This is a genomic window from Bradyrhizobium dasycarpum, assembly GCF_042019905.1.
Classification (GTDB): domain Bacteria; phylum Pseudomonadota; class Alphaproteobacteria; order Rhizobiales; family Xanthobacteraceae; genus Bradyrhizobium; species Bradyrhizobium japonicum_B.
On sequence record NZ_CP169574.1, the window covers coordinates 5,907,816 to 5,931,488 of the forward strand.

General features: G+C 65.6%; 22 protein-coding genes and 2 pseudogenes. 16 read left to right on the forward strand and 8 right to left on the reverse strand.

The annotated features are described in order from the left end of the window. Positions 1-10: 10 nt before the first annotated feature. The 5 genes and pseudogenes from cysG to ACETMP_RS28210 all read left to right on the forward strand — a co-directional run bounded on the left by cysG (position 11) and on the right by ACETMP_RS28210 (position 4,647). Positions 11-1,436: pseudogene (cysG, locus tag ACETMP_RS28190) on the forward strand (siroheme synthase CysG). Beyond that, positions 1,433-1,750 carry a DUF2849 domain-containing protein gene (locus tag ACETMP_RS28195; protein ID WP_135166566.1) on the forward strand — a complete coding sequence of 106 codons (318 nt, stop codon included), beginning with the start codon at positions 1,433-1,435 and terminating at the stop codon, positions 1,748-1,750. Before cysG ends, ACETMP_RS28195 begins: the two are co-directional and overlap by 4 nt. An 11-nt stretch (positions 1,751-1,761) precedes the next feature. Then, the gene (locus ACETMP_RS28200; RefSeq protein ID WP_375158693.1) at positions 1,762-3,417 is read left to right on the forward strand and encodes a nitrite/sulfite reductase; all 1,656 of its coding nucleotides are present in this window, start codon (positions 1,762-1,764) and stop codon (positions 3,415-3,417) included. Further along, entirely contained in the window at positions 3,404-3,919 is a 516-nt protein-coding gene (locus ACETMP_RS28205; RefSeq protein WP_028138498.1) for a DUF934 domain-containing protein, read from the forward strand. Before ACETMP_RS28200 ends, ACETMP_RS28205 begins: the two co-directional genes overlap by 14 nt. Beyond that, the gene (locus ACETMP_RS28210) at positions 3,916-4,647 is read left to right on the forward strand and encodes a phosphoadenylyl-sulfate reductase (RefSeq protein ID WP_375158694.1); all 732 of its coding nucleotides are present in this window, start codon (positions 3,916-3,918) and stop codon (positions 4,645-4,647) included. The genes ACETMP_RS28205 and ACETMP_RS28210 overlap by 4 nt, the downstream gene beginning before the upstream one ends. On the opposite strand, the gene ACETMP_RS28215 is transcribed toward ACETMP_RS28210, so the two are convergent. Further along, positions 4,626-4,769 carry a hypothetical protein gene (locus ACETMP_RS28215; RefSeq protein WP_375158695.1) on the reverse strand — a complete coding sequence of 48 codons (144 nt, stop codon included), beginning with the start codon at positions 4,767-4,769 and terminating at the stop codon, positions 4,626-4,628. The two genes, ACETMP_RS28210 and ACETMP_RS28215, sit on opposite strands and share 22 nt — an antisense overlap. Here ACETMP_RS28215 and ACETMP_RS28220 point away from each other — a divergent pair. The 7 genes from ACETMP_RS28220 to ACETMP_RS28250 all read left to right on the forward strand — a co-directional run bounded on the left by ACETMP_RS28220 (position 4,768) and on the right by ACETMP_RS28250 (position 11,317). After that, positions 4,768-5,769, forward strand: a complete 1,002-nt coding sequence (locus tag ACETMP_RS28220; protein WP_375158696.1) for a sulfate ABC transporter substrate-binding protein — start codon at positions 4,768-4,770, stop codon at positions 5,767-5,769. The two genes, ACETMP_RS28215 and ACETMP_RS28220, sit on opposite strands and share 2 nt — an antisense overlap. 37 nt (positions 5,770-5,806) lie before the next feature. Next, positions 5,807-6,643, forward strand: coding sequence for a sulfate ABC transporter permease subunit CysT (gene cysT, locus ACETMP_RS28225; RefSeq protein WP_375158697.1), 837 nt, complete (start codon positions 5,807-5,809; stop codon positions 6,641-6,643). A gap of 9 nt (positions 6,644-6,652) precedes the next feature. After that, positions 6,653-7,573: a sulfate ABC transporter permease subunit CysW gene (cysW, locus tag ACETMP_RS28230; protein ID WP_375158698.1), complete on the forward strand. Its 921-nt coding sequence runs from the start codon at positions 6,653-6,655 to the stop codon at positions 7,571-7,573. Next, a complete protein-coding gene (locus ACETMP_RS28235) occupies positions 7,563-8,597 on the forward strand; it encodes a sulfate/molybdate ABC transporter ATP-binding protein (RefSeq protein WP_375158699.1) in 1,035 nt (344 codons plus the stop codon). The genes cysW and ACETMP_RS28235 overlap by 11 nt, the downstream gene beginning before the upstream one ends. Before the next feature lie 176 nt (positions 8,598-8,773). After that, positions 8,774-9,274 (forward strand): CAP domain-containing protein, encoded by a 501-nt coding sequence (locus ACETMP_RS28240; RefSeq protein WP_375158700.1) that lies wholly within the window; start codon positions 8,774-8,776, stop codon positions 9,272-9,274. A 77-nt stretch (positions 9,275-9,351) separates the two neighbouring features. Then, on the forward strand, positions 9,352-10,536 hold the full coding sequence (locus tag ACETMP_RS28245; protein WP_375158701.1) for a DUF3734 domain-containing protein: 1,185 nt from the start codon (positions 9,352-9,354) through the stop codon (positions 10,534-10,536). Then, positions 10,529-11,317: a 3-hydroxybutyrate dehydrogenase gene (locus ACETMP_RS28250; protein ID WP_375158702.1), complete on the forward strand. Its 789-nt coding sequence runs from the start codon at positions 10,529-10,531 to the stop codon at positions 11,315-11,317. The genes ACETMP_RS28245 and ACETMP_RS28250 overlap by 8 nt, the downstream gene beginning before the upstream one ends. A gap of 143 nt (positions 11,318-11,460) precedes the next feature. Here ACETMP_RS28250 and ACETMP_RS28255 read toward each other — a convergent pair whose 3' ends face one another. The 3 genes from ACETMP_RS28255 to ACETMP_RS28265 all read right to left on the reverse strand — a co-directional run bounded on the left by ACETMP_RS28255 (position 11,461) and on the right by ACETMP_RS28265 (position 14,976). Next, complete coding sequence (locus ACETMP_RS28255; RefSeq protein WP_375158703.1) at positions 11,461-12,285, reverse strand: sulfite exporter TauE/SafE family protein; 825 nt, start codon at positions 12,283-12,285, stop codon at positions 11,461-11,463. A gap of 197 nt (positions 12,286-12,482) precedes the next feature. Continuing rightward, on the reverse strand, positions 12,483-13,850 hold the full coding sequence (locus tag ACETMP_RS28260) for a flippase (protein WP_375158704.1): 1,368 nt from the start codon (positions 13,848-13,850) through the stop codon (positions 12,483-12,485). 286 nt (positions 13,851-14,136) lie between these two features. Further along, positions 14,137-14,976 (reverse strand): protein-disulfide reductase DsbD domain-containing protein, encoded by an 840-nt coding sequence (locus tag ACETMP_RS28265; RefSeq protein ID WP_375158705.1) that lies wholly within the window; start codon positions 14,974-14,976, stop codon positions 14,137-14,139. Positions 14,977-15,118: 142 nt separating this feature from the next. Here ACETMP_RS28265 and ACETMP_RS28270 point away from each other — a divergent pair, with 142 nt between their 5' ends. Further along, positions 15,119-15,763 (forward strand): YqgE/AlgH family protein, encoded by a 645-nt coding sequence (locus tag ACETMP_RS28270; protein ID WP_375158706.1) that lies wholly within the window; start codon positions 15,119-15,121, stop codon positions 15,761-15,763. Positions 15,764-15,965: 202 nt separating this feature from the next. Here the strand turns inward: ACETMP_RS28270 and ACETMP_RS28275 are convergent, their stop codons facing one another. Together ACETMP_RS28275 and ACETMP_RS28280 are read right to left on the reverse strand one after the other, a co-directional pair. Next, positions 15,966-16,853 (reverse strand): TauD/TfdA dioxygenase family protein, encoded by an 888-nt coding sequence (locus ACETMP_RS28275; protein WP_375158707.1) that lies wholly within the window; start codon positions 16,851-16,853, stop codon positions 15,966-15,968. 198 nt (positions 16,854-17,051) lie between these two features. Then, positions 17,052-17,831, reverse strand: coding sequence for an SDR family NAD(P)-dependent oxidoreductase (locus ACETMP_RS28280; RefSeq protein ID WP_375158708.1), 780 nt, complete (start codon positions 17,829-17,831; stop codon positions 17,052-17,054). 97 nt (positions 17,832-17,928) lie between these two features. Here ACETMP_RS28280 and ACETMP_RS28285 point away from each other — a divergent pair, with 97 nt between their 5' ends. Next, entirely contained in the window at positions 17,929-18,666 is a 738-nt protein-coding gene (locus tag ACETMP_RS28285; protein WP_375158709.1) for an SDR family NAD(P)-dependent oxidoreductase, read from the forward strand. An 83-nt stretch (positions 18,667-18,749) separates the two neighbouring features. Continuing rightward, positions 18,750-19,118 carry a CsbD family protein gene (locus ACETMP_RS28290; RefSeq protein WP_375158710.1) on the forward strand — a complete coding sequence of 123 codons (369 nt, stop codon included), beginning with the start codon at positions 18,750-18,752 and terminating at the stop codon, positions 19,116-19,118. Between the two features lie 164 nt (positions 19,119-19,282). Here the strand turns inward: ACETMP_RS28290 and ACETMP_RS28295 are convergent, their stop codons facing one another. Then, positions 19,283-20,989, reverse strand: a complete 1,707-nt coding sequence (locus ACETMP_RS28295; protein WP_375158711.1) for a DUF459 domain-containing protein — start codon at positions 20,987-20,989, stop codon at positions 19,283-19,285. Positions 20,990-21,159: 170 nt separating this feature from the next. Then, a complete protein-coding gene (locus tag ACETMP_RS28300) occupies positions 21,160-22,554 on the reverse strand; it encodes a lytic murein transglycosylase (RefSeq protein WP_375162012.1) in 1,395 nt (464 codons plus the stop codon). A 222-nt stretch (positions 22,555-22,776) separates the two neighbouring features. Between ACETMP_RS28300 and ACETMP_RS28305 the strand changes: the two are divergent. Further along, positions 22,777-23,651: pseudogene (locus tag ACETMP_RS28305) on the forward strand (UTP--glucose-1-phosphate uridylyltransferase). The last annotated feature ends 22 nt before the right edge of the window (positions 23,652-23,673 follow it).

Sequence of the window (23,673 nt, forward strand, 5' to 3'; positions counted from 1 at the left end):
CGAGTATCGTATGCGGTTCTTGCCGGTATTCCTCGATCTCAAGGCCGGTCCGGTGGTTCTCATCGGCGCGGGCGAGCTTTTGCGCGCCAAGCTGCGCGTGCTCGCTGCGGCCGGCGCGCGCATCCGTGTGCACGCGATCGACGGCAATCAGGATCTCGGCCTCGGCGCGGAAGACGCCGCGCGTCTCGAAATCCTGACCGGCGATCCGCTCACTGCCGATCTCTCGGGCGTCATCGCCGTCGTCTGCGCAGGCGCCGGCGACGTCGGGGTGGCGATGTCGATTCGCGCCAAGGCGCTTGGGCTCCCCGTCAACGTCATGGACGATCTCGAGGCATTCGAGCTTCATCTTTCCGGCGATCGTCGATCGCGGCGACGTCGTGGTCGCGGTCGGCACCGGCGGCACATCCCCGGTGGTGGCACGGCGCGTCCGCGAGAAGATCGAGGCGCTGCTTCCGGCGCGCATCGGCGAACTCGCCGAGTTCATCGGCGGCTTCCGCAAATCCATCAACGAACGTATCGCCGAGTTTGCACTGCGCCGCCGCTTCTGGGAGCGGGTGATCGACGGTCCGATCGGTGCCGCCGTGCTCGCCGGCCGCAAGAGCGAAGCCGACGCCGCCCTCAACGCCATTTCCGATCCTTCCGAATTCGCGCGCGCGGACAAGCCGCAAGGCTCGGTCGCGCTGGTCGGCGCCGGTCCCGGCGATCCCGATCTTCTCACCATCAAGGCGCTGCGCGCGTTGCAGGACGCCGACATCGTCTTCCATGACGAGCTGGTCTCGGGTGAAATTCTCGACCGCATCCGCCGCGACACCACGCGCGTTGCCGTCGGCCGCCGCGTCGGCAAGCCCGGCATCGGCCAGGACGCCATCAACAAGCGCATGATCGAGGCCGCGCAAGCCGGCCAACGGGTGGTGCGACTGAAGGGCGGCGATCCCTTCGTGTTCGGGCGCGGCGGCGAAGAGATCGAAGCGCTGCGCGCCGCAGGCGTTTCCTATTCGATCGTTCCCGGCATCACCGCAGGCCTCGGCGGCGCCGCCGATTTCGAGGTGCCGCTCACCTACCGTCATGAAGCGACCCGCATCACCTTCCTCACGGCGCACAAGGCGCGCGACGCGGAAGCGGTGGACTGGTCGGCGCTGACCGACACCAGGATGACCGTCGTCGTCTACATGGGCGTGTCCGCGGCAGCTGCCGTGCGCGCGGGCCTGCTCGCTGCGGGCCGCTCGCCGGAGACGCCGGTCGGCGTGTTCGCCCGCGTCACGCGCCCCGATGCGCAAGGCGCGATCGGCACGCTTCGCGAACTTCCCGAGCTCGCGCGGCGAGCCAGCGGCGGTCCGGCCATTCTCATCATCGGCGAGGTGGTCCGGCATGCCGGTTCGCTTCGCCGCCAGACACCCAACCAAATCATGTCTGACCTATTGGATGCAGCCGAATGACCTCTCCGCTCGAACAGAAGAAGATCAAGATCGCCGGCCCCTCGATCGTGACCGCCAACCGCACCTGGGACGGCATCGTGGTTTACCGCACCGCCGCCAAGAGCTGGTCCGCGGACCTGTCGGAAGCCGCGATCGTGCGCAACTCCGACGAGGCCAAGGCGTTGCTTGCGGAGTCGGTCGCCGATGACGTCGGCGCGATCGGCCCCTATATCGCCCCGGTGCAGGTCGGCGCCGACGGCAAGATCGAACCCGGCAATCTGCGTGAACAGATTCGTCGCACCGGCGTCACCATCGGACAGTCGGCCCAGGCTTAAGGCATCTTCTTATGTATGCTTACGACGAAATCGACCGCACGCTCGTCAACGAGCGCGTCTCGGAGTTCCGCGACCAGGTGAAGCGGCGGCTGTCCGGCGAACTCACCGAGGACGAGTTCAAGATCCTGCGCCTGCAGAACGGCGTCTATCTGCAATTGCACGCCTACATGTTTCGCGTGGCGATCCCCTACGGCACGCTGGCGACCAACCAGCTGCGGGCGCTGGCGCATGTCGCGCGGAAATACGACCGCGGCTACGGCCATTTCACGACAAGGCAGAACATCCAGTTCAACTGGATCAAGCTCGCCGAATTGCCGGACGCGCTGGAAGATCTCGCCAAGGTCGGTATCCATGCGATGCAGACCTCCGGCAACAACATGCGCAACGTCACCTCGGACCAATGGGCGGGCGTCGCGCCCGGCGAGATCGAGGACCCGCGCATCTGGTCGGAATTGATCCGCCAGCACACCACGCTGCATCCGGAATTCTCGTTCCTGCCGCGCAAGTTCAAGATCGCGATCACCGCATCGGACCACGACCGCGCCGCGATCAAGATCCACGACATCGGCCTGCGCCTGATCAAGAACGAGAAGGGCGAGACCGGCTTCGAGGTGCTGGTCGGCGGTGGTCTCGGCCGCACGCCGTTCATTGCCAAGACCATCAAGCATTTCGTGCACGGCCGCGACGTCCTCAGCTACATCGAGGCGATCCTGCGCGTCTACAATCAGTACGGCCGGCGCGACAACATCTACAAGGCGCGCATCAAGATCCTGGTGCACGAGCTCGGCATCGAAAAATTCTCCCGCGAGGTCGAGGACGAGTGGCAGCACATCCGCAACTCCTCGCTCCAGATCGACGACGAGGTGATCGAGGACATCCGCTCGCGCTTCACCTATCCGGCTTACGAAAAGCTGCCGCATATGCCGGACGAGCTGCGCCAGGCCGCCGCCGATCCCGATTTTGAGGCGTGGCGCAAGAACTCGGTGGCCCCGCACAAGGTACAGGGCTACTCGATCGTCACCATCTCGCTGAAGCCGACGGGCGGGCCTCCTGGCGATGCCACCGCCGAGCAGATGGATGCGCTCGCCGATCTCGCCGACAGATATTCCTTCGGCGAGATCCGCGTCGGTCATGAGCAGAACCTGGCGCTGCCGCATGTCGCCAAGCGCGACCTGCCGGCGCTGTGGAAGGCGCTCGACAAGCTCGGGCTGGCGACGCCCAACGTCAATCTGATCACCGACATCATCGCCTGCCCCGGGCTCGATTATTGCTCGCTGGCGAATGCGCGCTCGATCCCGATCGCGCAGGAATTGACGCGGCGCTTCGCCAATCACGAGCTCGCCAATCTGATCGGCCGGCTCCACATCAACATCTCCGGCTGCATCAATGCCTGCGGCCATCACCATGTCGGCCATATCGGCATTCTCGGCGTCGAGAAGAACGGCGAGGAAGTCTACCAGATCACCATCGGCGGCCGTGCCGACGAGAACGCCGCGCTCGGCACCTTGATCGGGCCCGGCGTCAAGTTCGACGAGGTCGCCGACGTCGTCGAGGACATCGTGGAAGCCTATCTGGCGCTGCGCGAGCGGCCCGAAGAGCTGTTCATGGACACCGTGAAGCGCCTCGGCGTCGAACCCTTCAAGGAGCGCGTCTATGCCACTCGTTAAAGGCGGAAAGATCACGGGCGACAGCTTCGCCAAGCTCGCCGTCGACACGCCGGTGCCCGAGGGCGGCGACATCCTGGTGCCGGCCGAGCGCTTTCTGGCCGAGGCCGACACCCTGCTCAACCGTTCGGGCAAGGTCGGGGTGATCTGGCCCAACAACCGAGACATCAGCGAGCTCGTGCCCTATCTCGGCAAGGTCGCTGCCGTCGCGCTGGTGTTTCCGACCTTCCGCGACGGCCGCGCCTACAGCCAGGCCCGCCTGCTGCGCGAGCGCTACGATTATCGCGGCGAGCTGCGTGCGACCGGCCAAGTGCTGCGCGACCAGTTCGTGTTCATGCTGCGCGCCGGCTTCGACGCCTTCGAGGTCAAGAAGCAGGCCGACGCGGAGGCCTTCATGGAGACTGCCAAGCGCTATTCGGTGTTCTACCAGCCGACCGGCGACGGCCGCATCACCGCACTGCACCGGCGCATGCAGCTGCGTCATTCCGAGGGTGTCGGCACGTGAACGTCGTTCCCTCTCAGCTCGCTCGGCTCTCCGTTTCTGCGCTGCCTTCCGCGCAGGAGCTCGATCGCGCCTTGCGCGACGCCTCGCCCGCGGAGATCGTTGCCGCGGCGCTGAAGACGGTCGGGCGCGAGAAGCTGGCGCTGGTGTCGTCCTTCGGCACCGAATCGGCGACGCTGCTGAAGGTCATGGCGGATGTCGACCCGGCGATCCCCGTGATCTTCCTCGACACCGGCTGGCTGTTCGAGGAGACGCTGGCCTATCGTGACACGTTGATTGCGACGCTGGGTCTGAAGGATGTCCGCTCGATCAAGCCGGCCGAGGAGACCCTGTCGCGCGAGGATCCCGACCGCGATCTCTGGTTCTCCGATCCGGACGCCTGCTGCCGGATCCGCAAGGTGGAGCCGCTGGCGCGCGCGCTGAAGCCCTTTGATGCCTGGCTCAACGGCCGCAAGCGTTTCCAGGGCAATGCGCGCACCGACATTCCGGTCGTCGAGGACGACGGCGTGCGATTGAAATTCAATCCGTTCGCCAACGTCTCGCGCGAGGAACTCGAGGCGATCTTCGTCCGCGCCAAATTGCCGCGTCATCCCCTGGTCGCCTCCGGTTTCCGGTCGGTCGGGTGTATGCCTTGCACGAGCAGAACGGCCGAAGGTGAGGATGAGCGCGCCGGTCGCTGGCGCGGCCGGGCCAAGACAGAATGCGGCATTCACACGATGAAGGCTTCGTAGCACAGCCACGCTGCCACGCTGCGAACAAGGAAATCCGGTTTCGTTGACTTGAGCGCGTTTCGCCGCGAGTTTCGCCTGCCTTCGCCGACACCGACGTCGGTGAAGTGAATGGAGATGGACATGATGCGCCGTATCGTTCCGCTCGCTGCAGGCCTCGTCTTGACAGGTTTCTTGGCAAGCTCGGCTGTCGCCGCTGACATCAACCTGTTGAACGTGTCGTACGATCCGACCCGCGAGCTCTATGCCGAGTTCAACAAGGCATTTGCGAATGCCTATCGGAAGGAGACCGGCAAGAGCGTCGAGATCAAGCAGTCGCATGGCGGCAGCGGCTCGCAGGCCCGCGCCGTGATCGACGGCTTGCAGGCCGACGTGGTGACGCTCGCGCTCGCCTACGACATCGATGCGATCGCGGCCAAGGGCCTTACGGCGGCCGACTGGCAGAAGCGGCTGCCGCAGAATTCATCACCCTATACCTCGACCATCGTGTTCCTGGTGCGCAAGGGCAATCCCAAGGCCGTCAAGGACTGGGACGATCTGGTCAAGCCGGGCGTCGCCGTGATCACGCCGAACCCGAAGACATCGGGCGGTGCGCGCTGGAATTATCTTGCGGCCTGGGGTTTTGCGCAGAAGAAATATGGCTCAGCCGACAAGGCCAAGGATTTCATCGGAAAGCTCTACCAGCAGGTGCCGGTGCTGGATACTGGCGCGCGCGGCGCCACCGTGACCTTCGTCGAGCGCGGCGTCGGCGACGTGCTGCTCGCCTGGGAGAACGAGGCGTTCCTCGCGCTGAAGGAGTTCGGCGCCAACAAGTTCGAGATCGTAGCGCCGCCGCAGTCGATCCTGGCCGAGCCGCCGGTCGCCATCATCGACAAGGTCGCCGACCGGAAGGGCACGCGCAACGCCGCCGACGCGTACCTGCAATATTGGTACACCAGGGAAGGTCAGGAGATCGCCGCGCGCAACTTCTACCGCCCGCGCGATGCCGAGATCGCAAAGAAATATGAAAACGCCTTCGCCAAGCTCGAACTATTTACGATCGACGACGTTTTCGGTGGTTGGACCAAGGCGCAGAAGGAACATTTCGCCGACGGCGGCATCTTTGACCAGATTTACAAGAACTGATCGGATGCTGTCTTAAGAGGCTTTTGCAGGGGGCCTGGTGAGCGCAATCGCAGCACGACGCCGGACGTTGCCGGGCTTCGGTCTCACGATGGGACTGACGCTGTCCTGGCTGTCCGTCATCATCCTCATTCCGCTCGCCGGGCTGTTCCTGAAATCGCTCGAGCTCAGTCCCGAACAATTCTGGAATATCCTCTCCAGCCGCCGCACCCTGAATGCCCTGCGCGTCTCCTTCGGCCTCGCCTTCGCCGCGGCCTGCGTCAATCTCGTCATGGGCAGCATCATCGTCTGGGCGCTGGTGCGCTACCGCTTTCCCGGCCGCCGGCTGTTCGACGCCATCGTCGACGTGCCCTTCGCGCTGCCGACGGCGGTCGCGGGCGTCGCGCTGACCGCGCTGTTCGCCGAGAGGGGCTGGCTGGGGGCGCCGCTTGCGGCGCTCGGCATCAAGGTGGCGTTCACGCCGGTCGGCATCTTCGTCGCCATGATCTTCATCGGTATCCCCTTCGTGGTGCGCACGGTGCAGCCGGTGCTGCAGGACCTCGATCCCGAGATCGAGGAGGCCGCGGGCAGCCTGGGGGCCAACCGCTGGCAGACCATCACGCGCGTGATCCTGCCCTCGCTGGCGCCGGCGCTGCTCACCGGGCTCGCCCTCGCCTTTGCCCGCGCCGTCGGCGAATACGGCTCGGTGATCTTCATTGCCGGTAACCTGCCCAACGTCTCCGAGATCGCGCCGCTCCTGATCGTGATCCGCCTGTCCGAGTTCCGCTATGCCGACGCGACCGCCATCGCGGTGGTCATGCTCGTCGTGTCCTTTGTCATCATCCTGTTCGTCAACCGGCTCCAGCGCTGGGCGCAGAGCCGGATCCCGGCGCGTTGAGGACGGACCATGACGATGCAGATCGCAGCTTCCGTTTCTCTCTCGGGCCCCGACGCCGAGGCCCGGGCCAGGGCACAGGCGCATGCGACGGCGGCGCGGGACAACCTCCGCACTGAACCGCGGCCGGTGCGCATCATCATCATCGCGCTGGCGATGATCTTTCTTTCCATCTTCGTTGTGCTGCCGCTGGTGGTCGTGTTCGCGCAGGCTTTCTCCAAGGGGATCGTCGCCTATTTCGCCGCACTCGCCGAGCCGGAGGCGCTGGCCGCGATCAAGCTGACGTTGATCGTCGCGGCGATCTCGGTCGGCCTCAACCTCGTCTTCGGTCTCGTCGCGGCCTGGGCGATCGCCAAGTTCGATTTCTCGGGCAAGACCTTTCTGATCACGCTGATCGACCTGCCGTTCTCGGTGAGCCCGGTGATCTCCGGCCTCGTCTTCGTGCTGCTGTTCGGCGCGCAAGGTTATTTCGGCAGCTGGCTGAGGGATCACGACATTCAGATCCTGTTCGCGGTGCCCGGCATCGCGCTCGCCACCACCTTCGTGACCTTCCCGTTCGTGGCGCGTGCGCTGATTCCCCTGATGCAGGAGCAGGGCACGCAGGAGGAGGAGGCCGCGATTTCCCTCGGCGCTTCGGGCCTGCAGACCTTCTTCCGCGTCACGCTGCCCAACATCAAATGGGGCGTGCTCTATGGCGTCCTGCTCTGCAACGCGCGGGCGATGGGCGAGTTCGGCGCGGTCTCGGTCGTCTCCGGCCATATCCGCGGCGAGACCAACACGATGCCGCTGCTGGTCGAGATCCTCTACAACGAATACCAGTTCGTCGCCGCCTTCGCGATTGCCTCCTTGCTCGCGATGCTGGCGCTGATTACGCTGATCGCCAAGACGGTACTGGAACGCCATCTGGACGAGGGACAGGCAAGTGACCATTGAAGTCAGAAATCTCGTCAAGACGTTCGGCAGCTTCAAGGCCCTCGACGGCGTCGACCTCAAGGTGGACAGCGGCGAGCTGGTGGCGCTGCTCGGACCGTCGGGATCGGGAAAGACCACGCTGCTCCGGATCGTTGCCGGCCTCGATTGGCCCGACGCCGGTGAAGTCCTCATCAACGGCGAGGACGCGCTGGCGCAGGGCGCGCGCGAGCGGCATGTCGGCTTCGTGTTCCAGCACTACGCACTATTCCGCCACATGACGGTGTTCGAGAACGTCGCCTTCGGCCTGCGCGTGCAGCCGCGCGGGGTCCGCAAGGACGAAGCGACCATCCGCGCGCGCGTCAAGGAGTTGCTGGACCTCGTCCAGCTCGACTGGCTTTCCGGCCGCTATCCGAGCCAGCTCTCCGGCGGCCAGCGCCAGCGCATCGCGCTCGCCCGCGCGCTCGCGATCGAGCCGCGCATCCTGCTGCTCGACGAGCCGTTCGGCGCGCTCGATGCCAAGGTGCGCAAGGAGCTGCGCAGGTGGCTGCGCTCGCTGCACCACGAGATCAACGTCACCTCGATCTTCGTCACCCACGACCAGGAGGAGGCGTTGGAAGTCGCCAACCGCGTCGTAGTCATGGACAAGGGCAGGATCGAGCAGATCGGCTCGCCCGACGACGTCTACGAGAGCCCGGCAAGCGCCTTCGTCCACGGCTTCATCGGCGAATCCATCGAGTTGCCGGTGCAGGTCGAGGGCGGCGTCGTCAGGCTCGACGATCGGCCGCTCGCCCTTGCGGCGGATGGGCTCGTGCCTGGCGCGTCGCGATTGTTCGTGCGGCGACATGACATGGTTGTCGGCCCGCCCGGCAGCGGCACCTTCGAGGGCGCCGTGCAGCATGTCCGCAATTTCGGCCCCGTGCAGCGGGCCGAGGTCGCATTGTCAGGCGGCAAGACCATCGAGATCGATGCCCCCCGCGACAAGGAACTGCGCGCCGGCGACACGATCGGGCTTGAGCCACGCCGTTACCGGATATTTGCGGGCTGAAGCCCGTCATTCCGGGGCGATGCGGAGCATCGAACCCGGAAACCCGAGCTTGTCGCGCGAGATGCCGGGTTCAGTGCTGCGCACTGCCCCTGCGATGACGGCTCAAATTTTCTTCAAAATTCACCTTTCAGCCATTGTTGATATGCAACAACGGCCCCTCATTCGGGGGCACCTTCATGCGCGCTGCGGCCGCAATTCTCATCACTTTGCTGCTCGCCGGCTGTGCCGGCAACGAGACGCCCGTCCAGCAGCCGTCGATGTATACGGACATGGCCGTCCCGGGCTCCAAGCTCGATGCGCAAGCGGCCGCGATCATGATCTCGCAATACCGCCAGAACAACATGCTCGGCACGGTCGTGGTCGACCCCGATCTGATGCGGCTTGCGGAATCCCAATCCCAGGCCATGGCCGCCGCCAACAAGATGGACCATGACGTCCGCGCGCCCCTGGCCAAGCGCCTCGCCGCCGGCGGCTATCCCGCCACCGTCGCGGTCGAGAACATCTCGGCCGGCTATCATACGCTGGCGGAAGCGTTTTCCGGCTGGCGCGACTCGCCTCCGCACCGCGCCAACATGCTCAAGAGCGGTGTCACAAAATTGGGCATCGCGGCGAGCTATGCCCCCGGCACCAAGTACAAGGTGTTCTGGACCATGATCCTGGCCTCGACGGAACGATGAGCCAGACTTGATCGCGGCATGCATTGACGCCGTCGCGGAGTGTCGCCACGGTGGTGCGCCATTGCTAATGTTCCCCGATGACAGATCGTAGCCCGGAATCCGCCAGCATCCCCGCGCATGCGCAACGCGTCCTGGTCCTGCAGGGCGGCGGCGCGCTCGGCTCTTACCAGGCGGGCGCCTATCAGGCGCTGTGCGGCGCCGGCTTCGAGCCGGAATGGGTCGCCGGCATCTCGATCGGCGCGGTCAACGCCGCCATCATCGCCGGCAACGAGGGGCCGACCCGCGTCAAGCGGCTCAAGGAATTCTGGGAGATGGTCTCCGCGCCGGTGCCGTGGAAGCCGATCGGCAAGAGCGATCACAGCCGCGAACTGTTCAACTCGACCAGTGCCGCGCTGATCGCCACCTTCGGCGTGCCCGGCTTCTTCGTCCCGCGCGTCCCGCCGGCGCCGCTCTGGCCACCGGGGCATCCCGAAGCCCAGAGCTATTACGACACGGCGCCCTTGAAGAAGACGTTGGAGCGCCTCGTCGATTTCGACCGCATCAACGACCTGAAGACCCGCCTGTCGGTCGGCGCGGTCGGCGTCACCTCCGGCAACTTCAAATATTTCGACAATTACGAGCTCAAGAAGCTCGGCAAGAAGATCGGCCCGGAGCACATCATGGCCTCCGGCGCGCTGCCGCCCGGCTTTCCCTCGGTGATCATCGACGGCGAGCATTATTGGGACGGCGGCATCGCCTCCAACACCCCGCTCGACTACGTGCTCGATGCCGAGGTCGACCGCGACATGCTGATCTTCCAGGTCGACCTGTTTTCGGCGCGCGGCGATCTGCCGACCTCGCTGCTGGAGGCCGCCGAGCGCGAGAAGGACATCCGCTATTCCAGCCGCACGCGGATGAACACCGACAAGAACAAGCAGTTGCACAACGCCCGCAAGGCCGTGCGCGACCTGATCGGCAAATTGCCGGACTACCTGAAGAACGATCCGTCCGTCGAATTCCTCGCGAAAGTGTCGCGCGAAAGCACCGTCACCGTGGTGCATCTCATCTACCGCAGCAAGAACTACGAATCTTCGTCGAAGGATTACGATTTCTCACACGTCGCCATGGTCGAGCATTGGGAGGCCGGCGTGAACGACGTGCACCTGTCGATGCGCCACAAGGCCTGGCTCGAGCGGCCGCAGTCCGGCGAGACCATGGTGACCTACGACCTCACGGGGGACGTCTCCGCGCCCCCGGCAAAAAGGAGCGAATCAAATGGGTAGTCTGTCAGGCAAGAACGCCGTCGTGACCGGATCCACCAGCGGCATCGGGCTCGCTTATGCGCGTGCGTTCGCCGGCGCCGGCGCCAACGTCGTCATCAACGGTTTCGGCACGCCGGAGGACATCGAGAAGGAACGCGCCAAGATCGAACAGGAGTTCAAGGTGAAGGCGATCTATTCGCCCGCCGACATGACCAAGCCCGCCGAGATCGCCGGGATGATCGCGCTCGGCGAGACGACGTTCGGCTCGGTCGACATCCTCGTCAACAATGCCGGCATCCAGTTCGTCTCGCCGGTCGAGGAGTTTCCGATCGAGAAGTGGGACCAGATCATCGCGATCAACCTGTCCTCCGCCTTCCACGGCATCCGCGCTGCAGTGCCCGGCATGAAGAAGAAGGGCTGGGGCCGCATCATCAACACGGCGTCCGCCCACTCGCTGGTGGCCTCGCCCTTCAAGTCGGCCTATGTCTCGGCCAAGCACGGCATCGCCGGTCTCACCAAGACCGTGGCGCTGGAGGTCGCGACTCACAAGATCACCTGCAACTGCATCAGCCCGGGTTATGTCTGGACGCCGCTGGTGGAGAAGCAGATTCCCGACACCATGAAGGCGCGCAATCTGACGCGCGAGCAGGTCATCAACGACGTGCTGCTCGCGGCGCAGCCGACCAAGGAATTCGTCACCTCCGAGCAGGTCGCCGCGCTGGCGCTGTTCCTGTGCAGCGACGACGCCGCCCAGATCACCGGCACCAATCTCTCGATCGACGGCGGCTGGACCGCGGCGTAAGGATCCGCAACGAGGCCGTAGCCGCAGGGTGGGCGAAGGCGCGCCAGCGCCGTGCCCGGTCACTCTGCGATTGAGAAAGAACGGTGGGCACGCTTCGCTTTGCCCACCCCACGAAACTACGGCTCTGTCGTTCGGCCGGACCCTCAATGCGTCCAGGCCAGTGCGGTGACCAACGCCGAGGACAGGTTCAGCTCGGCAAACATGATCTTGCCGGAGACGACGAACAGCACGCTGGCAAGCGTCAGGCGCAATACCGTCTCGGGCACGCGCGTCGCGCTGTAGCTGCCGACGATGATGCCGGGCAGCGAGCCGATCAGCAGCACGCCCATCAAGGCCCAATCCACGTCGCCGAGCGCCCAGTGCCCCATGCCGGCGACCAGCGTCAGCGGCACCGCATGGGCGATGTCGGAGCCGACGATGGTCACCATCGGCAGGCGCGGATAAAGCAGCAGTAGCACGGTGACGCCGACCGCACCGGCGCCGACCGACGAGATCGAGACCAGCACGCCGAGCACGATGCCGGTCACGACGGTCGCGATCGCGGTGGTGCGATCGTCGACGCGCTCCAGCCGGCTGCGATAGCGCTCCATGATCGACTTGCGGAAGATCAGCGAGGTCGCGGTCAGCAGCAGCGCGAAGCACAGCACCAGATTGACCAGGCTGCGCTCGGAATCGCTCTTGAGGTCGAGCTTCCACAGCACCAGCAGCGTCAGCGCGCTCGCGGGAATGCTGCCGCTGGCGAGCCGCAGCACCGCCGGCCAGTGCACGCTGCGCGACCAGCCATGCACCACGCTGCCGCCGGCCTTGGTCGCGGCGGCATAGAGCAGGTCGGTTCCGACCGCCGTGGAAGGATGAACACCGAACAGCAGGATCAAGAGCGGCGTCATCAACGAGCCGCCGCCCACGCCGGTCATCCCGACAAGCAGCCCGACGCCAAAGCCAGAGGCGACGTAGAGTGGATCGAACATATTAGGATAATCTTAGGTTGATCTGGTCGGTTAGGCAATATGACGTAGAATAAGGTTCCCCTGGTGCGCAACCACGTCGGCAGAATAAGAAAAATATTGCCTCGCGTTGAAAAAGCGGAGGCGTTTTGCCTCGTTCGCGTGCGTGCGCTGACGGAGCTGTTCCCCCCGAAAGCACCGAGCATCAAGGCGTGCAGCGCCTATTTCCCGAACGCCAGCACGTGCAGGCCAAGGCGCTGCCGCACGATCCAGAACAACAGCACGGTTTCGAAGGTGAGGGAGATCGAGGTCGCAGCGGCAGCGCCGTGGCCGCCATAGCGCGGTACCAGCGCGATGCAGAGCACGACGTTCATCACGAAGGCCAGCGCGTAAGCGAGCGCGCAGATCTTCTGCTGACCGAGCATGTTGAGCAGCCGCTCGACCGGCCCGATCGCGGCGCGCACCACGAGCCCGATCGCGGCGACGAACATGATGTCGTAGCCGACCACGAATTGCGGCCCGAACAACCAGAGCAGCGGCTTGCCCAAAGCAAGCAGCACGATGGTCGCCGCCAGCGACGGCCAGAACGTCCAGTTGATCGCATGCGCCACATAGGCCGACAGCCGCGCCTTGTCGCCGCTTGCGTTGTATTCGGCGAAGCGATGCGCCGTCGTCGCCGACATCGCGTAGTGGATGAAGGAGACCAGCGCCAGCGTCTTCACCACCGCAAAGTAGACGCCGACCTCGTCGGAGGGACGGAACTGTTGCAGCACCAGCACGTCGGTATAGGACAGCAGTAAATAGAAGCTCTCGACCAGGAGGATCGGCAGCGAGACGGCAAGCCAGCCGCGGATGTCGTAGGCGCTGGGACCGGGCTCGATGTGATCGGCGAGCTTGCGGTTCAGCACCACCATCTGTCCGGTCATCGCGATCCACACCGCGCCTGCGCTCGCCACCATCGCGGCGACGGCGCCGAGATGATAGCCGAGCAGGAAGGCCGCGCCCGTGATGGCGATGATCAGCCCCTGGCGGATGATGAACTGCGGCATCAGGCCGAGCTGCATCCAGTCGTGCGAGCGCGCGATGCCGTCCTGGGTGTTGGCAACCACGAAGGCAGGCAGGGTCATGCAGCCGATATAGAGCGGCAGCTGCTCGGCCGGATCGATCCAGGGCGACAGCAGCCCGACGATGCCGGCAAGGCCGAGCGAGACCAGTGTCGACACCGCAAAAGTCAGCCAGCGACTGCCGGAGAGAAAGCCGCGCAGCAGCGCCTGCTCGTTGCTGGCGCGATATTCCGGAATGATCTTCTGTGCCGAGGCCGAGATGCCGAAATCCATCATGCTGCCGAGCAGCAGCACCCAGGTCCAGACATAGACATAGACGCCGTAATCGGACGTGCCCATCCAGCGCGCCAGCAGCACCTGCGAGACATAAGCGAGCCCGGCGCTGATGACGCGGATGACGAAGATGGTGCCGGCGAGCCGCCGCGTCAGCGAGGCCTCGCTGGGCCCGCCCGTCAGCCTGGCCCGCAGTCGCGCGATCAGCCCGGCCGGTCCGGTCGTTGCGGGTTCTGCATCCATCACGGCCAATTCGAAAACCCCTCAGGTCGCCCGGCATGCTGCGGCAGACGAGGGATTAGCAACCATTCGTTAAGATTGGGTTGGGTGGCGTCGTGCTGCTGCGCCACTCTCGGTGTCGTCCCTGCGAAAGCAGGGACCTATAACCACAGGGAGGAGTCGCTACGCGAGCTGGTCACTCCGAGTCTTCGCAAAACTACGCCCTGTGGTTATGGGTCCCGGATCTGCGCTGCGCTTGTCCGGGACGACGGCGCAATGTGACGCGCGAGCCGAGCAACTCACTCGCGCTCACCGGCACTCATTCCAAGTTCGTATTGAACTCGTAGGCCTTCTCCGGTCCGACCAGCGTGAACTTCAGCGCCGCACCATCCGGCTTGGCGCCCGGCGGCAGGCCGTCCAGCTCGAAGGAAAACCGCATCACGCCGGGCGGGCCGTGCTGCACCGGCGCCGGAATCGGCAGTGCCCAATCGGGCGTCGGGCCTTCCACGAACAGATTGACGTTGCGGCTGTCAGGCGTGACCACGTCGACGACGACGTTCTTGGGCCCGTCGCGCTTGACGTCGCGGATGGTGAGCGGATTGGGATCGCCGATATTGGCGGGCTTTGGCACGGTGTCGAGCGCGGCGCGCAAATTGGCGTCCTCGGTCGAGGCGACGCTGTTGAAGCCGAGCTCGGCCTTGGCCTCGACCGGAATGCAGAGCTTCTCGCACACGGCGTAATTGATCTCGGCACGCAAGGTCACGGGCTTGTCGGCCGCCTTGGCGACGATGCGCAGGGGCAGCACGATCTGGTCACGGTAGCCGATCGAATGGCCGCCGGCGCCGTCGGCGAATTTCAGCGGCGCCGGCCACATCACCGTCACCGCCTCGACATTGTCCGACTTCGAGAAGTCGAACCGCGGCGGAACGCCGGAATCGCCGGGGCTACGCCAATAGGTCTTCCATCCTTGCTGGAGCTGGAAGGCGATACCGCCGAGCAGGACGGCGCCGCTGCGCGATCCCGCCAATAGCCGCACCGCGGAATGTCCGTCGCGCTGCCACGGCGAAGCGTCGTCGGCGCGGGCTGCGATGGCCAGCGACGACGCAAGCAGGGTTGTCGCGACGCCAATCGCCGCACGCAGGGGAACTCTCGTCAGCATGGCACGTCTTTACAGGGTCGCCCCGGGGCAAACCATTGAATTGCTTGTGATGGATGCTGCCAAATCGCATCCCGGCAGGCCTTGATTTGACAGCGGCTAGGTCCGACATCAGGATAGGAATCGAAACCGGAGTGCTTTACCGATGGCTCCCACAGGAAAGAGAACGGGCGAAAGCACCCGCAGCGCGGGTCCGGCGCTTCCCAATTCGGCCGGTTATCTCGACGGTCGGCTGCTGATCGCGATGCCCGTGATGGGCGATTCCCGTTTCGAGCGCTCGGTGATCTATCTCTGCGCCCATTCGGCGGAGGGAGCGATGGGCATCATCGTGAACCACCCGGCCGGCAGCATCGACTTCCCCGAGCTGTTGCAGCAGCTCGGCATCATCAAGAAGGGCGAGCACATCAAGCTGCCGGAGAATGCCGAAAGCATGAAGGTGTTGCGCGGCGGCCCGGTCGATACCGGCCGCGGCTTCGTGCTGCATTCCAGCGATTTCTACATCGAGAACGCGACGCTGCGGATCGACGAGGGCGTCTGCCTCACGGCGACCGTCGACATCCTGCGCGCCATCGCCAGCGGCTCCGGCCCCAAGCACGCCATACTCGCGCTCGGCTATGCCGGCTGGGCGCCGGGCCAGCTCGAGACCGAGATCCAGAGCAACGGCTGGCTGCATTGCGATGCGGATGCGGATTTGATCTTCGGCGACGACGTCGACGACAAATACACCCGCGCGTTGCAGAAGATCGGTATCGATCCCGGCATGCTCTCGAACGAGGCAGGGCACGCGTAGTTTGTTCAGACGCTAGCGCCCCACTCTCGGTGTCGTCCCGGACAAGCGCGCCTCAAGCGCGCGCAGAGCCGGGACCCATACTCCCGGCAAGGAGTGTGGTGCGAGCTTTCGACCACGAGCCTTCGCCAAACAGCTCCCCGTGGTTACGGGGCCCGGCTCTGCGCTTCGCTTGTCCGGGACGACAGCGGCGTGTGAGCCGCGCCTATTCCGCCGCCTGCTGCTGCACCGTCGGCTCCGTTCCCGCCACCGTCGCGCGGCGCATGTCGCGGGGCTGCGACTGGTCGTAGCGGCGGACGCGGTGCATGGTCTGGCGGTTGTCCCACATCACGAGGTCATGCAGCTTCCATTTGTGGACGTAGACGAACTCTGGCTGCGTCGCGTGCTCGTTCAGGTCGCGCAGCAGCAGCCGGCCTTCGGGCATGCTCATGCCGACAATCTTGCCGGCATGCGATGAGAGATAGAGCGACTTGCGACGGTGCACGGGATGGGTCCGCACCAGCCGCTGCAGCACCGGCTTGAACATCTCCTTCTCCTCGTCGGTGTATTCGGTGAAGCCGAGCGATCCGCGCGAATACATCAGCGAATGCTCGCAGACGAGGTCTTCGATCTCCGCCTTGGTCTCGTCGTCGAGCGCGTCATAGGCGGCTCGCATGTCGGCGAATTCGGTGTTGCCGCCCTTCGGGTTCACCACGCGCGCCGACAGCAGCGAGAACTTTGCCGGGATCGGGCGGAACGAGCTGTCGGAGTGCCACAGGCAATTGCCGAGATTGAACAGATTGGCGCGGCTGTCCTTCGGCAGCGGCTTGCCGTCCTTGCCGAGGTTGGACACGTCGTTGAGGCCCGAGGTGAGGCGGTATTCATCGGCCTTGGTGATGTTGCCGCCGCGGGCGTCCTCGCGCTGACCGAAGTTCAGGGCGAAGGCCATCTGCTGCTCGTCTGTGATGTCCTGGTCGTGGAACACCAGCACCGCGTATTTGTCCATGGCGGCCTCGACCTCGCGTGCTTCGGCCTCGGTGAGAGGCTTGCGCAGATCGAGGCCGGACACCTCGCCGACGAAATGTTTTTGCAGCTGCCGGATGGCGATCGTCATGACGTTGTCTCCCGCGTGTCGCGAGCGGTTGGTCCCGCTCTGTCGACGAAAAGGCTACTCCCGCGCTCCTGGTTGTCAACGTTGGCTATGCATGGCTGCCCGTAGCCCGGATGGAGCGCAGCGTAATCCGGGATTCTCACCCGCGGAAAGACACCCCGGATTGCGCTGCGCTCCATCCGGGCTACGGATCCAAGCCACTCACGCGTTCCGCGCCATCAGCCCGCCGTCGACCGGGATCACCGCGCCGGTGAGGAAGGACGCGGCCGGCAGGCACAGGCTCAAGGTCATATGCGCGACCTCCTCGGGATCGCCGTAACGGCCGAGCGCGGTGCGGCGCTTGGCGTAGATCGTCTTGTGCTCCTCGGAGATGCGGTCGGTGATCCCAGTGCGGATCGGGCCGGGGCAGATGCAGTTGACGGTGATGCCCTCGCGGCCGAGCTCCACGGCGAGCGAGCGGGTCAGGCTGGCAACGCCGCCCTTCGCCGCCGAATAGGGGCTGTGCAGTGCGGTGGCGCCGAGCGCCTCGGTCGAGGCGATGTTGACGATGCGCGGGCATCGCGACTTGCGCAAATGCGGCAGCGCGGCGCGGATGATGCGCGGATGCGCCGTCAGCATCACGGCAATGCCCCTGGCCCAGGCATCCTCATAGCTCTCGTCGTCGATCGCGACGCGGACGGAGATGCCGGCGTTATTGACGACGATGTCGAGCCCGCCGAAATGCGCGGCGACCTCGTTCACCACGCGCTTGATCTCGCCGCCGTCGGCAACGTCGAGCTTCCACGCTTTTCCTGCGTCACCGCGCGCGGCGATCTCCCCGGCTACCGCCTGCGCGCCCTGCGCGTCGTAATCGGTGACGGCGACGTTGGCGCCTTCGGCGGCGAACACGCGCGCGGTGGCGCGCCCCATGCCGCTGGCCGCGCCGGTGACGAGAACGGTCAGACCCTTGACGGACCGGCTGAGCTCCTTGAACCCTGACATGCTGCTTCCTCGGAACGCTGCTTGTTCTTGTTATGATTGACAAGGCTGGCATCGATCCGCAGACAGGTCAAACAAGCAAGACAAAAGGGAGGCCGCGATGGCGAACGAGCTCGATTTCTCAGGCAAGCAGGTGCTGGTCGTCGGCGGCTCGAGCGGAATCGGCAACGGCATCGCACAGGCTTTTCGCACGCGGGGCGCGCAGGTCGCGGTGTGCGGCACGCGGGCTCGCGCAGCGGAATATTCTGCGGAGGAAGGCTCCGATCTCACGGGCCTTTCCTACGCGCAGCTCGACGTCGGCAATCCCGGTGCAATCGAGGCGTTCAAGCCGTCCTTCGACAGGCTCGACGTGCTCGTGCTGGCGCAGGGCGCGGTGCTCTATCGCCGCGGCGAGTTCGAGATGGCTGGCTTTCGCAAGGTGGTCGAGGTCAACCTGATGAGCCTGATGGCTTGTGCGACGCGGTTTCATTCCATGTTGCGGGATGCCAAGGGCGCGCTGATCATGGTGTCATCGACTGCGGCCTATCATTCCACCATGGGCAATCCCGCCTATAACGCGTCGAAGACCGGCGCGGTCGGATTGACGCGAACGCTGGGCGAGGCCTGGGCCGAGGACGGCATCCGCGTCAACGGCATCGCTCCCGGGCTCGTCGACACCAAGATGACGAAGGTGACGACCGATAATCCCAAGCGGCTCGAAGGCGCGCTCGCGCGCATTCCGCTGCGGCGATTGGGCACGCCGGCCGACATGGCGGGCGCGGCGCTGTTCCTGGCCTCGCCGTTGTCGTCCTACATCATCGGCCAGACGCTGGTCGTCGATGGCGGGCTGATTCTGTAGCCGTCCGGACAACACTTTCGTCACCGCTTGGAACTGCGCTGCTCCTGATCGGTTACTTGGGCTGACCCCCGAGGAGGAGCATCATGGACACGGATCGGATTGTTGGATCGGCCAAGGAATTTGCCGGGCGCGCGGAGGGCGCGATCGGAGACATGGCAGGCGATGCCAAGACACAGGCATCGGGCAAGGCGCGCGAGGCTGCGGGCACGGTGCAGAATCTCTACGGCCAGGCCAAGGACGCCGTGCGCGATGCCGCAGACACCGCGACGAGCTACGCCAAGGATGCCTATGAGAACAGCGGCGACACCTTCCGCGACGGCACGCAGGCGCTGTCGAAGAAGGTGCAGGACAATCCGCTCGGCGCCCTGATGGTGGCCGGCGGCATCGGTTTTGCGCTCGCGCTGCTGATGTCGCGCCCCGCCCGCCGTCCGCCGCCGCGCTGGCGCTATTAAGGGCTGACGCAACTCACGCTTTTTGTGCCCCGGACGCGCTGCAGCGCCAAAGCGCTGCGGCGCAGAGCCGGGGTTCATTCTTCTGTGAACGTAGAGAGAGCTGGGTCCCGGCTCTGCGCCGCATCACCAGGAGGTGCTGCGCCGCGTCCGGGACAGTTCGGCGATTACCGGAACATCTCGGCGGAGCGGCCGACGTTGCCCGGTGGACGCGGGATCGCCGGATTGGGAGCCGGATTGCGCGGCCCCGGTGCCGGCGCCAGTTGACGCGGCGGCCCTGGCTGCGGCGAGCCGAAGCCGAAGAAATCGCGGAACGAGGGCGTCGCCTGGGCCGGCTGCTGCGGCGGCACCGGCGGCTTCTTCGGCGCCAGTTTCGGCGGCGCGATCGCGGCGGCGGCGCCAGCCGCGGTCGGATTGGCGGCATTGCCCTCAGGCGTCGTCGCGGCCACCGGCGTATCGCCCTTGGCCTGCTCGCGGCCGACTTCGCGGCGCGGCCAGGCATAATCGTCGGCGCGGCCGGCCGGCGCCGCCAGCGGCTCACCCTTCACCATCGTCCTGGCAGCGAGCGCATCGACGGCGGCGGGACGCGAGCCCGGGCCGCCCAGCAATTGATCGGTCGAGATCGAGGCCGCGACCAGCGGCACGATCGGCCCCGCCAGCGGCCGCGGCGCGGGCTTGCCGGGCTCGGCACTGGTGTCGGGCGTCGCGGGCTCGCTCGGCAGCGCGATCGGGCCGGAGCGTCCGGCCAACAGGCGCGTGATCTCGCGCTCGACATAATGCGCGAGCTTGCGCGCGCCGGCCTTGGTGAAATAGACGCCGTCAGAGCTGCGCAGCTGGCGGATCTGGCCTTCGAAGTCCGGGCCCTTCTGCAGGAAGCGGCCGGCTTCGTCGACGAAACCGTCCCAGACGTCGACATAGGTGATGCCGGCCTTGGCCGCGCCCTCGCGATAGAGCGAATCCAGGAACAGCGTATCCGCGGTGCCCTTGGGTCCGCGAACCGCGGGCAGGCCGACCCACAGCACCGGCACGCCCTTGGATTTGAGGACGGCCGCGAGTTCCTCGATCTTCTTGCTGTAGAGCTCGATCCAGCGCTCGTCGCGGAATTCGTAGAGGCCGTTCGGATTGCGCGCAGTCTTTTCCGGCGCGGCCGCAGGCGTGTCGGCGTTGTCGGCGTCGTCCTGCGGCAGGTCGGCGTCGGCCGGCTTGTCCTCGGGCTTGGCAGCCGTGTCGGTGCCGGGCTTCGTCTCGCCGGGCTTTGCCGGTGGCTTGCCGCGCGCGCCCTTGTCGTTCTTCTTGTCCTTGTCCGCGGCCGGCTTGTCCGTCTTCTCCGCCGCAGGCTCGCGGATCGCGGCGCGGTCGTTGAGGCCGAGCATGACGACGATGACGTCGGGCCTTTCGGTCTCGAGGATGCCCCTTGCCGCCGCCGCCCAGTCCGAGGGCTCGCCCTTGGGCTGGTACCTGATCAGGCCGGAAACGGTCTTGTGCTTGCGGATCACGCCCATGTCGGGCTGCTCGGCGTAGGCGTCTTCCAGGCCGTAAGCGAGCCAGTCGGCCATGGCATCGCCGAGCACCAGCACGTTCTTCTCGGGGATGGTGTCGCGCTTGGCCGGCGCCGGGGCACGGGAAAAATCCTGCCGCGGCGCCTGCTGCTGTTGCTGCTGGAACGGTGCGAAGAAGTCGCCGCCGAACCAGCCGCCGCCTCCACCTCGGGGTGGCGGCGGCGCCGAGCGCTGCGGCGGGCCGCCGAAGCCGGGGAAGTTGAAGAACTGCGCCGAGGCAGGTCCTGCGACCACCACCAGGATCGCAAGCGCCGTCCCCAGCGCGATCAACGGGCCGGTCTCGGTCAGTGCCTTGAACAAAGACTTCTTCAACATGCGATCTCGGGCACGCGCAACGGGAATCGGGAGTGGCTCAATATAGTAACGGAATCGGGCGCGAAACGGGCAAATTCCGTTGCAGATTCTCGCCCCATACACCGGGGAACAGCCGCCTGCGTCAAGCGCGGCGGGCGAAATCCCTGTTCAGGGTTACTTTCGGGGCGATTCTACCGTCCGCGCAGCCGATCCAGCGCATCGGAGGAGGCAAAGCCGTCGGCCGGCACCCCGATCGAGGCCTGGAAGTTGCGCAGCGCCTCCCGCGTCTGGCCGCCGAACTGGCCGTCCGGGGTGCCCTTGTAGAAGCCGCGCTGGGCCAGCAGCTGCTGCAGCTCCAGCCGCTCGGTGCGCGACAGCTCGCGCTCCTGGCGCGGCCAGGGCTGCACGAAGGGCTGCCCGCCACGCAGGCGATCGGCGAAATGGCCGATCGCCAGCGCATAGGCTTCGGCCGGGTTGTACTTCATGATGACGCGGTAGTTCTGCAGCATCAGGAAGCCCGGTCCCTGCGCGCCCGCCGGCGCCAGCAGATAGGCCTTCTCGCCCGGATGCGGGAATGGCTGGCCCGTCGCCCGCTTCAGCCCGAGCTTCTCCCATTGCGCGATCGGCATCGCCTTGGCGCGGTCGGCCAGCATGTAGTTGAAGCCTTGGGGCACCACGACCTCGAAGCCCCAGGTCTGGCCGGCCTGCCAGCCGTCCTTCTTCAGATTGTTGGCGGTCGACGCGATCAGATCGGTGGGATTGTCGACGACGTCGCGCCGTCCGTCACCGTCGCCATCGACGGCAAAGCGCTTGAACGCGGTCGGCATGAACTGGGTCGGGCCGAAGGCCCCGGCCCAGGAGCCGCGCATCTGCTCCGGCCTGAGGTCGCCGCGGTTGAGGATCTCCAGCGCCGACAGGAACTCGTCCTTGAAATAGGCCTGGCGGCGGCCGATGCAGGCCAGCGTCGCGGTCGATTGCAGCACGCTGCGGTCGCCCATCTGCGTCGAGTAATTGGACTCGATGCCCCAGATCGAGGCGATGATGTAGCGATCGACGCCGGTGGCCTTCTCGGTGGCGTCGAACTGCGCCTTGTATGTGGCGAGAATCTCGCGGCCCTTGGCGAGCCGGTTGTCGTTCACGAGGATGTCGAGATAGGCCCAGATCGATTTGGTGAATTCGGGCTGCGAATCCATCAGGTCCATGATGCGCAGATCGGGGCTGAGGCCGGCGGTGAAGCGCTGGAAGTTTTCCTGCGTGACGCCGCGCCGTGCGGCATCGGGCCACATCCCGGCGACGCAATTGTTGAAATTGCCGGCGGCCTCGCGGATTGCTGCCGCCGTCATCAAGGGATGGCCGGAGGCGCCGTCCTCGCCGGTCCAGGGCAATGCTCCCGTTTGACCGCCGCCCGGTGCCGGCGGGGCTTGCGATGGCGCCGCGTTGGAGCCGGAGAAGATGCCGCCGAACAGGTTGGACAGGCCGTTCTGCGCCTGAGCGTGCGCGCCGGCGGGCAGCAGCAAAGCGGCCGCAACCATCATCGCGCCGGTCGCGGATACCGTCCGTCTTGCCTGTCCTGCCACCGATCGCATCATGTCCCACCCATCGGGCTTTTCAAAAATCCGCCATCAGGAGGCCTGGTTACGGTTGCCAATAGCTTAACAAAGGTGAAATTTTGGTGGCGGCCTTTTTCTTAACTCTGCGCGAGTGAGGCCCCACATCCGCCTTTGTTGGCGGCTGCAAACAGGTTAGCAAATGCAATTGCTCCGTTCCCAGCTTCGTTCCCATGGGCTCTCAGGTATTCGATCAATCACATGAAAATTCGCAAAGCCGTATTCCCCGTCGCCGGCCTCGGCACCCGTGTCCTGCCCGCCACCAAGGCGATGCCGAAGGAAATGCTGACCATCGTCGACAAGCCGCTGATCCAGTACGTCTATGACGAGGCGAGGAGGCCGGCATCGAGCACTTCGTCTTCGTCACCGGCCGCAACAAGAACGTCATCGAAGATCATTTCGACCGGATGTACGAGCTCGACGCGACGCTGGCGGCGCGCGGCAAGAAGGCCGAGCAGGACATCCTGGCGCAGAACCAGCCCGACGCGGGGGCCGTCAGCTTCACGCGCCAGCAGGCGCCGCTCGGCCTCGGTCACGCGGTCTGGTGCGCGCGCGACATCGTCGGCAACGAGCCGTTCGCCGTCGTGCTGCCCGACGAGCTCGTGCTCAACACGCCCGGCTGCCTCAAGCAGATGATCGAGATGGCATCATCGCTCGGCGAGAAATCCAATCTGGTCGCGGTCGAGGCGGTGCCCGACCATCTCACCCATCAATACGGCATCTGCGGCGTCGGCAAGCGCAGCGGCAAGATGTTCGAGGTCGACGGCATGGTCGAGAAGCCGGCCAAGGGCACCGCGCCCTCAAACCTCTCGATCACCGGCCGCTACATCCTGCAGCCCGAGATCTTCAAGATCCTGGAAACGCAGGAGCGCGGCGCCGGCGGCGAGATCCAGCTCACCGACGCCATGATCGGCCTTGCCAGATCGCAGAAGTTCTACGGCGTCGAGTTCGAGGGCGAGCGCCACGATTGCGGCTCCAAGCCCGGCTTCCTGCGCGCCAACATCGCCTACGGCCTGAAGCGCCCCGAGCTGCGTGACGGCTTGATCGCGGAGATGAAGAAGTATCTGGGGCAGTAGCGAGCCACAAACTTCGCTGTCG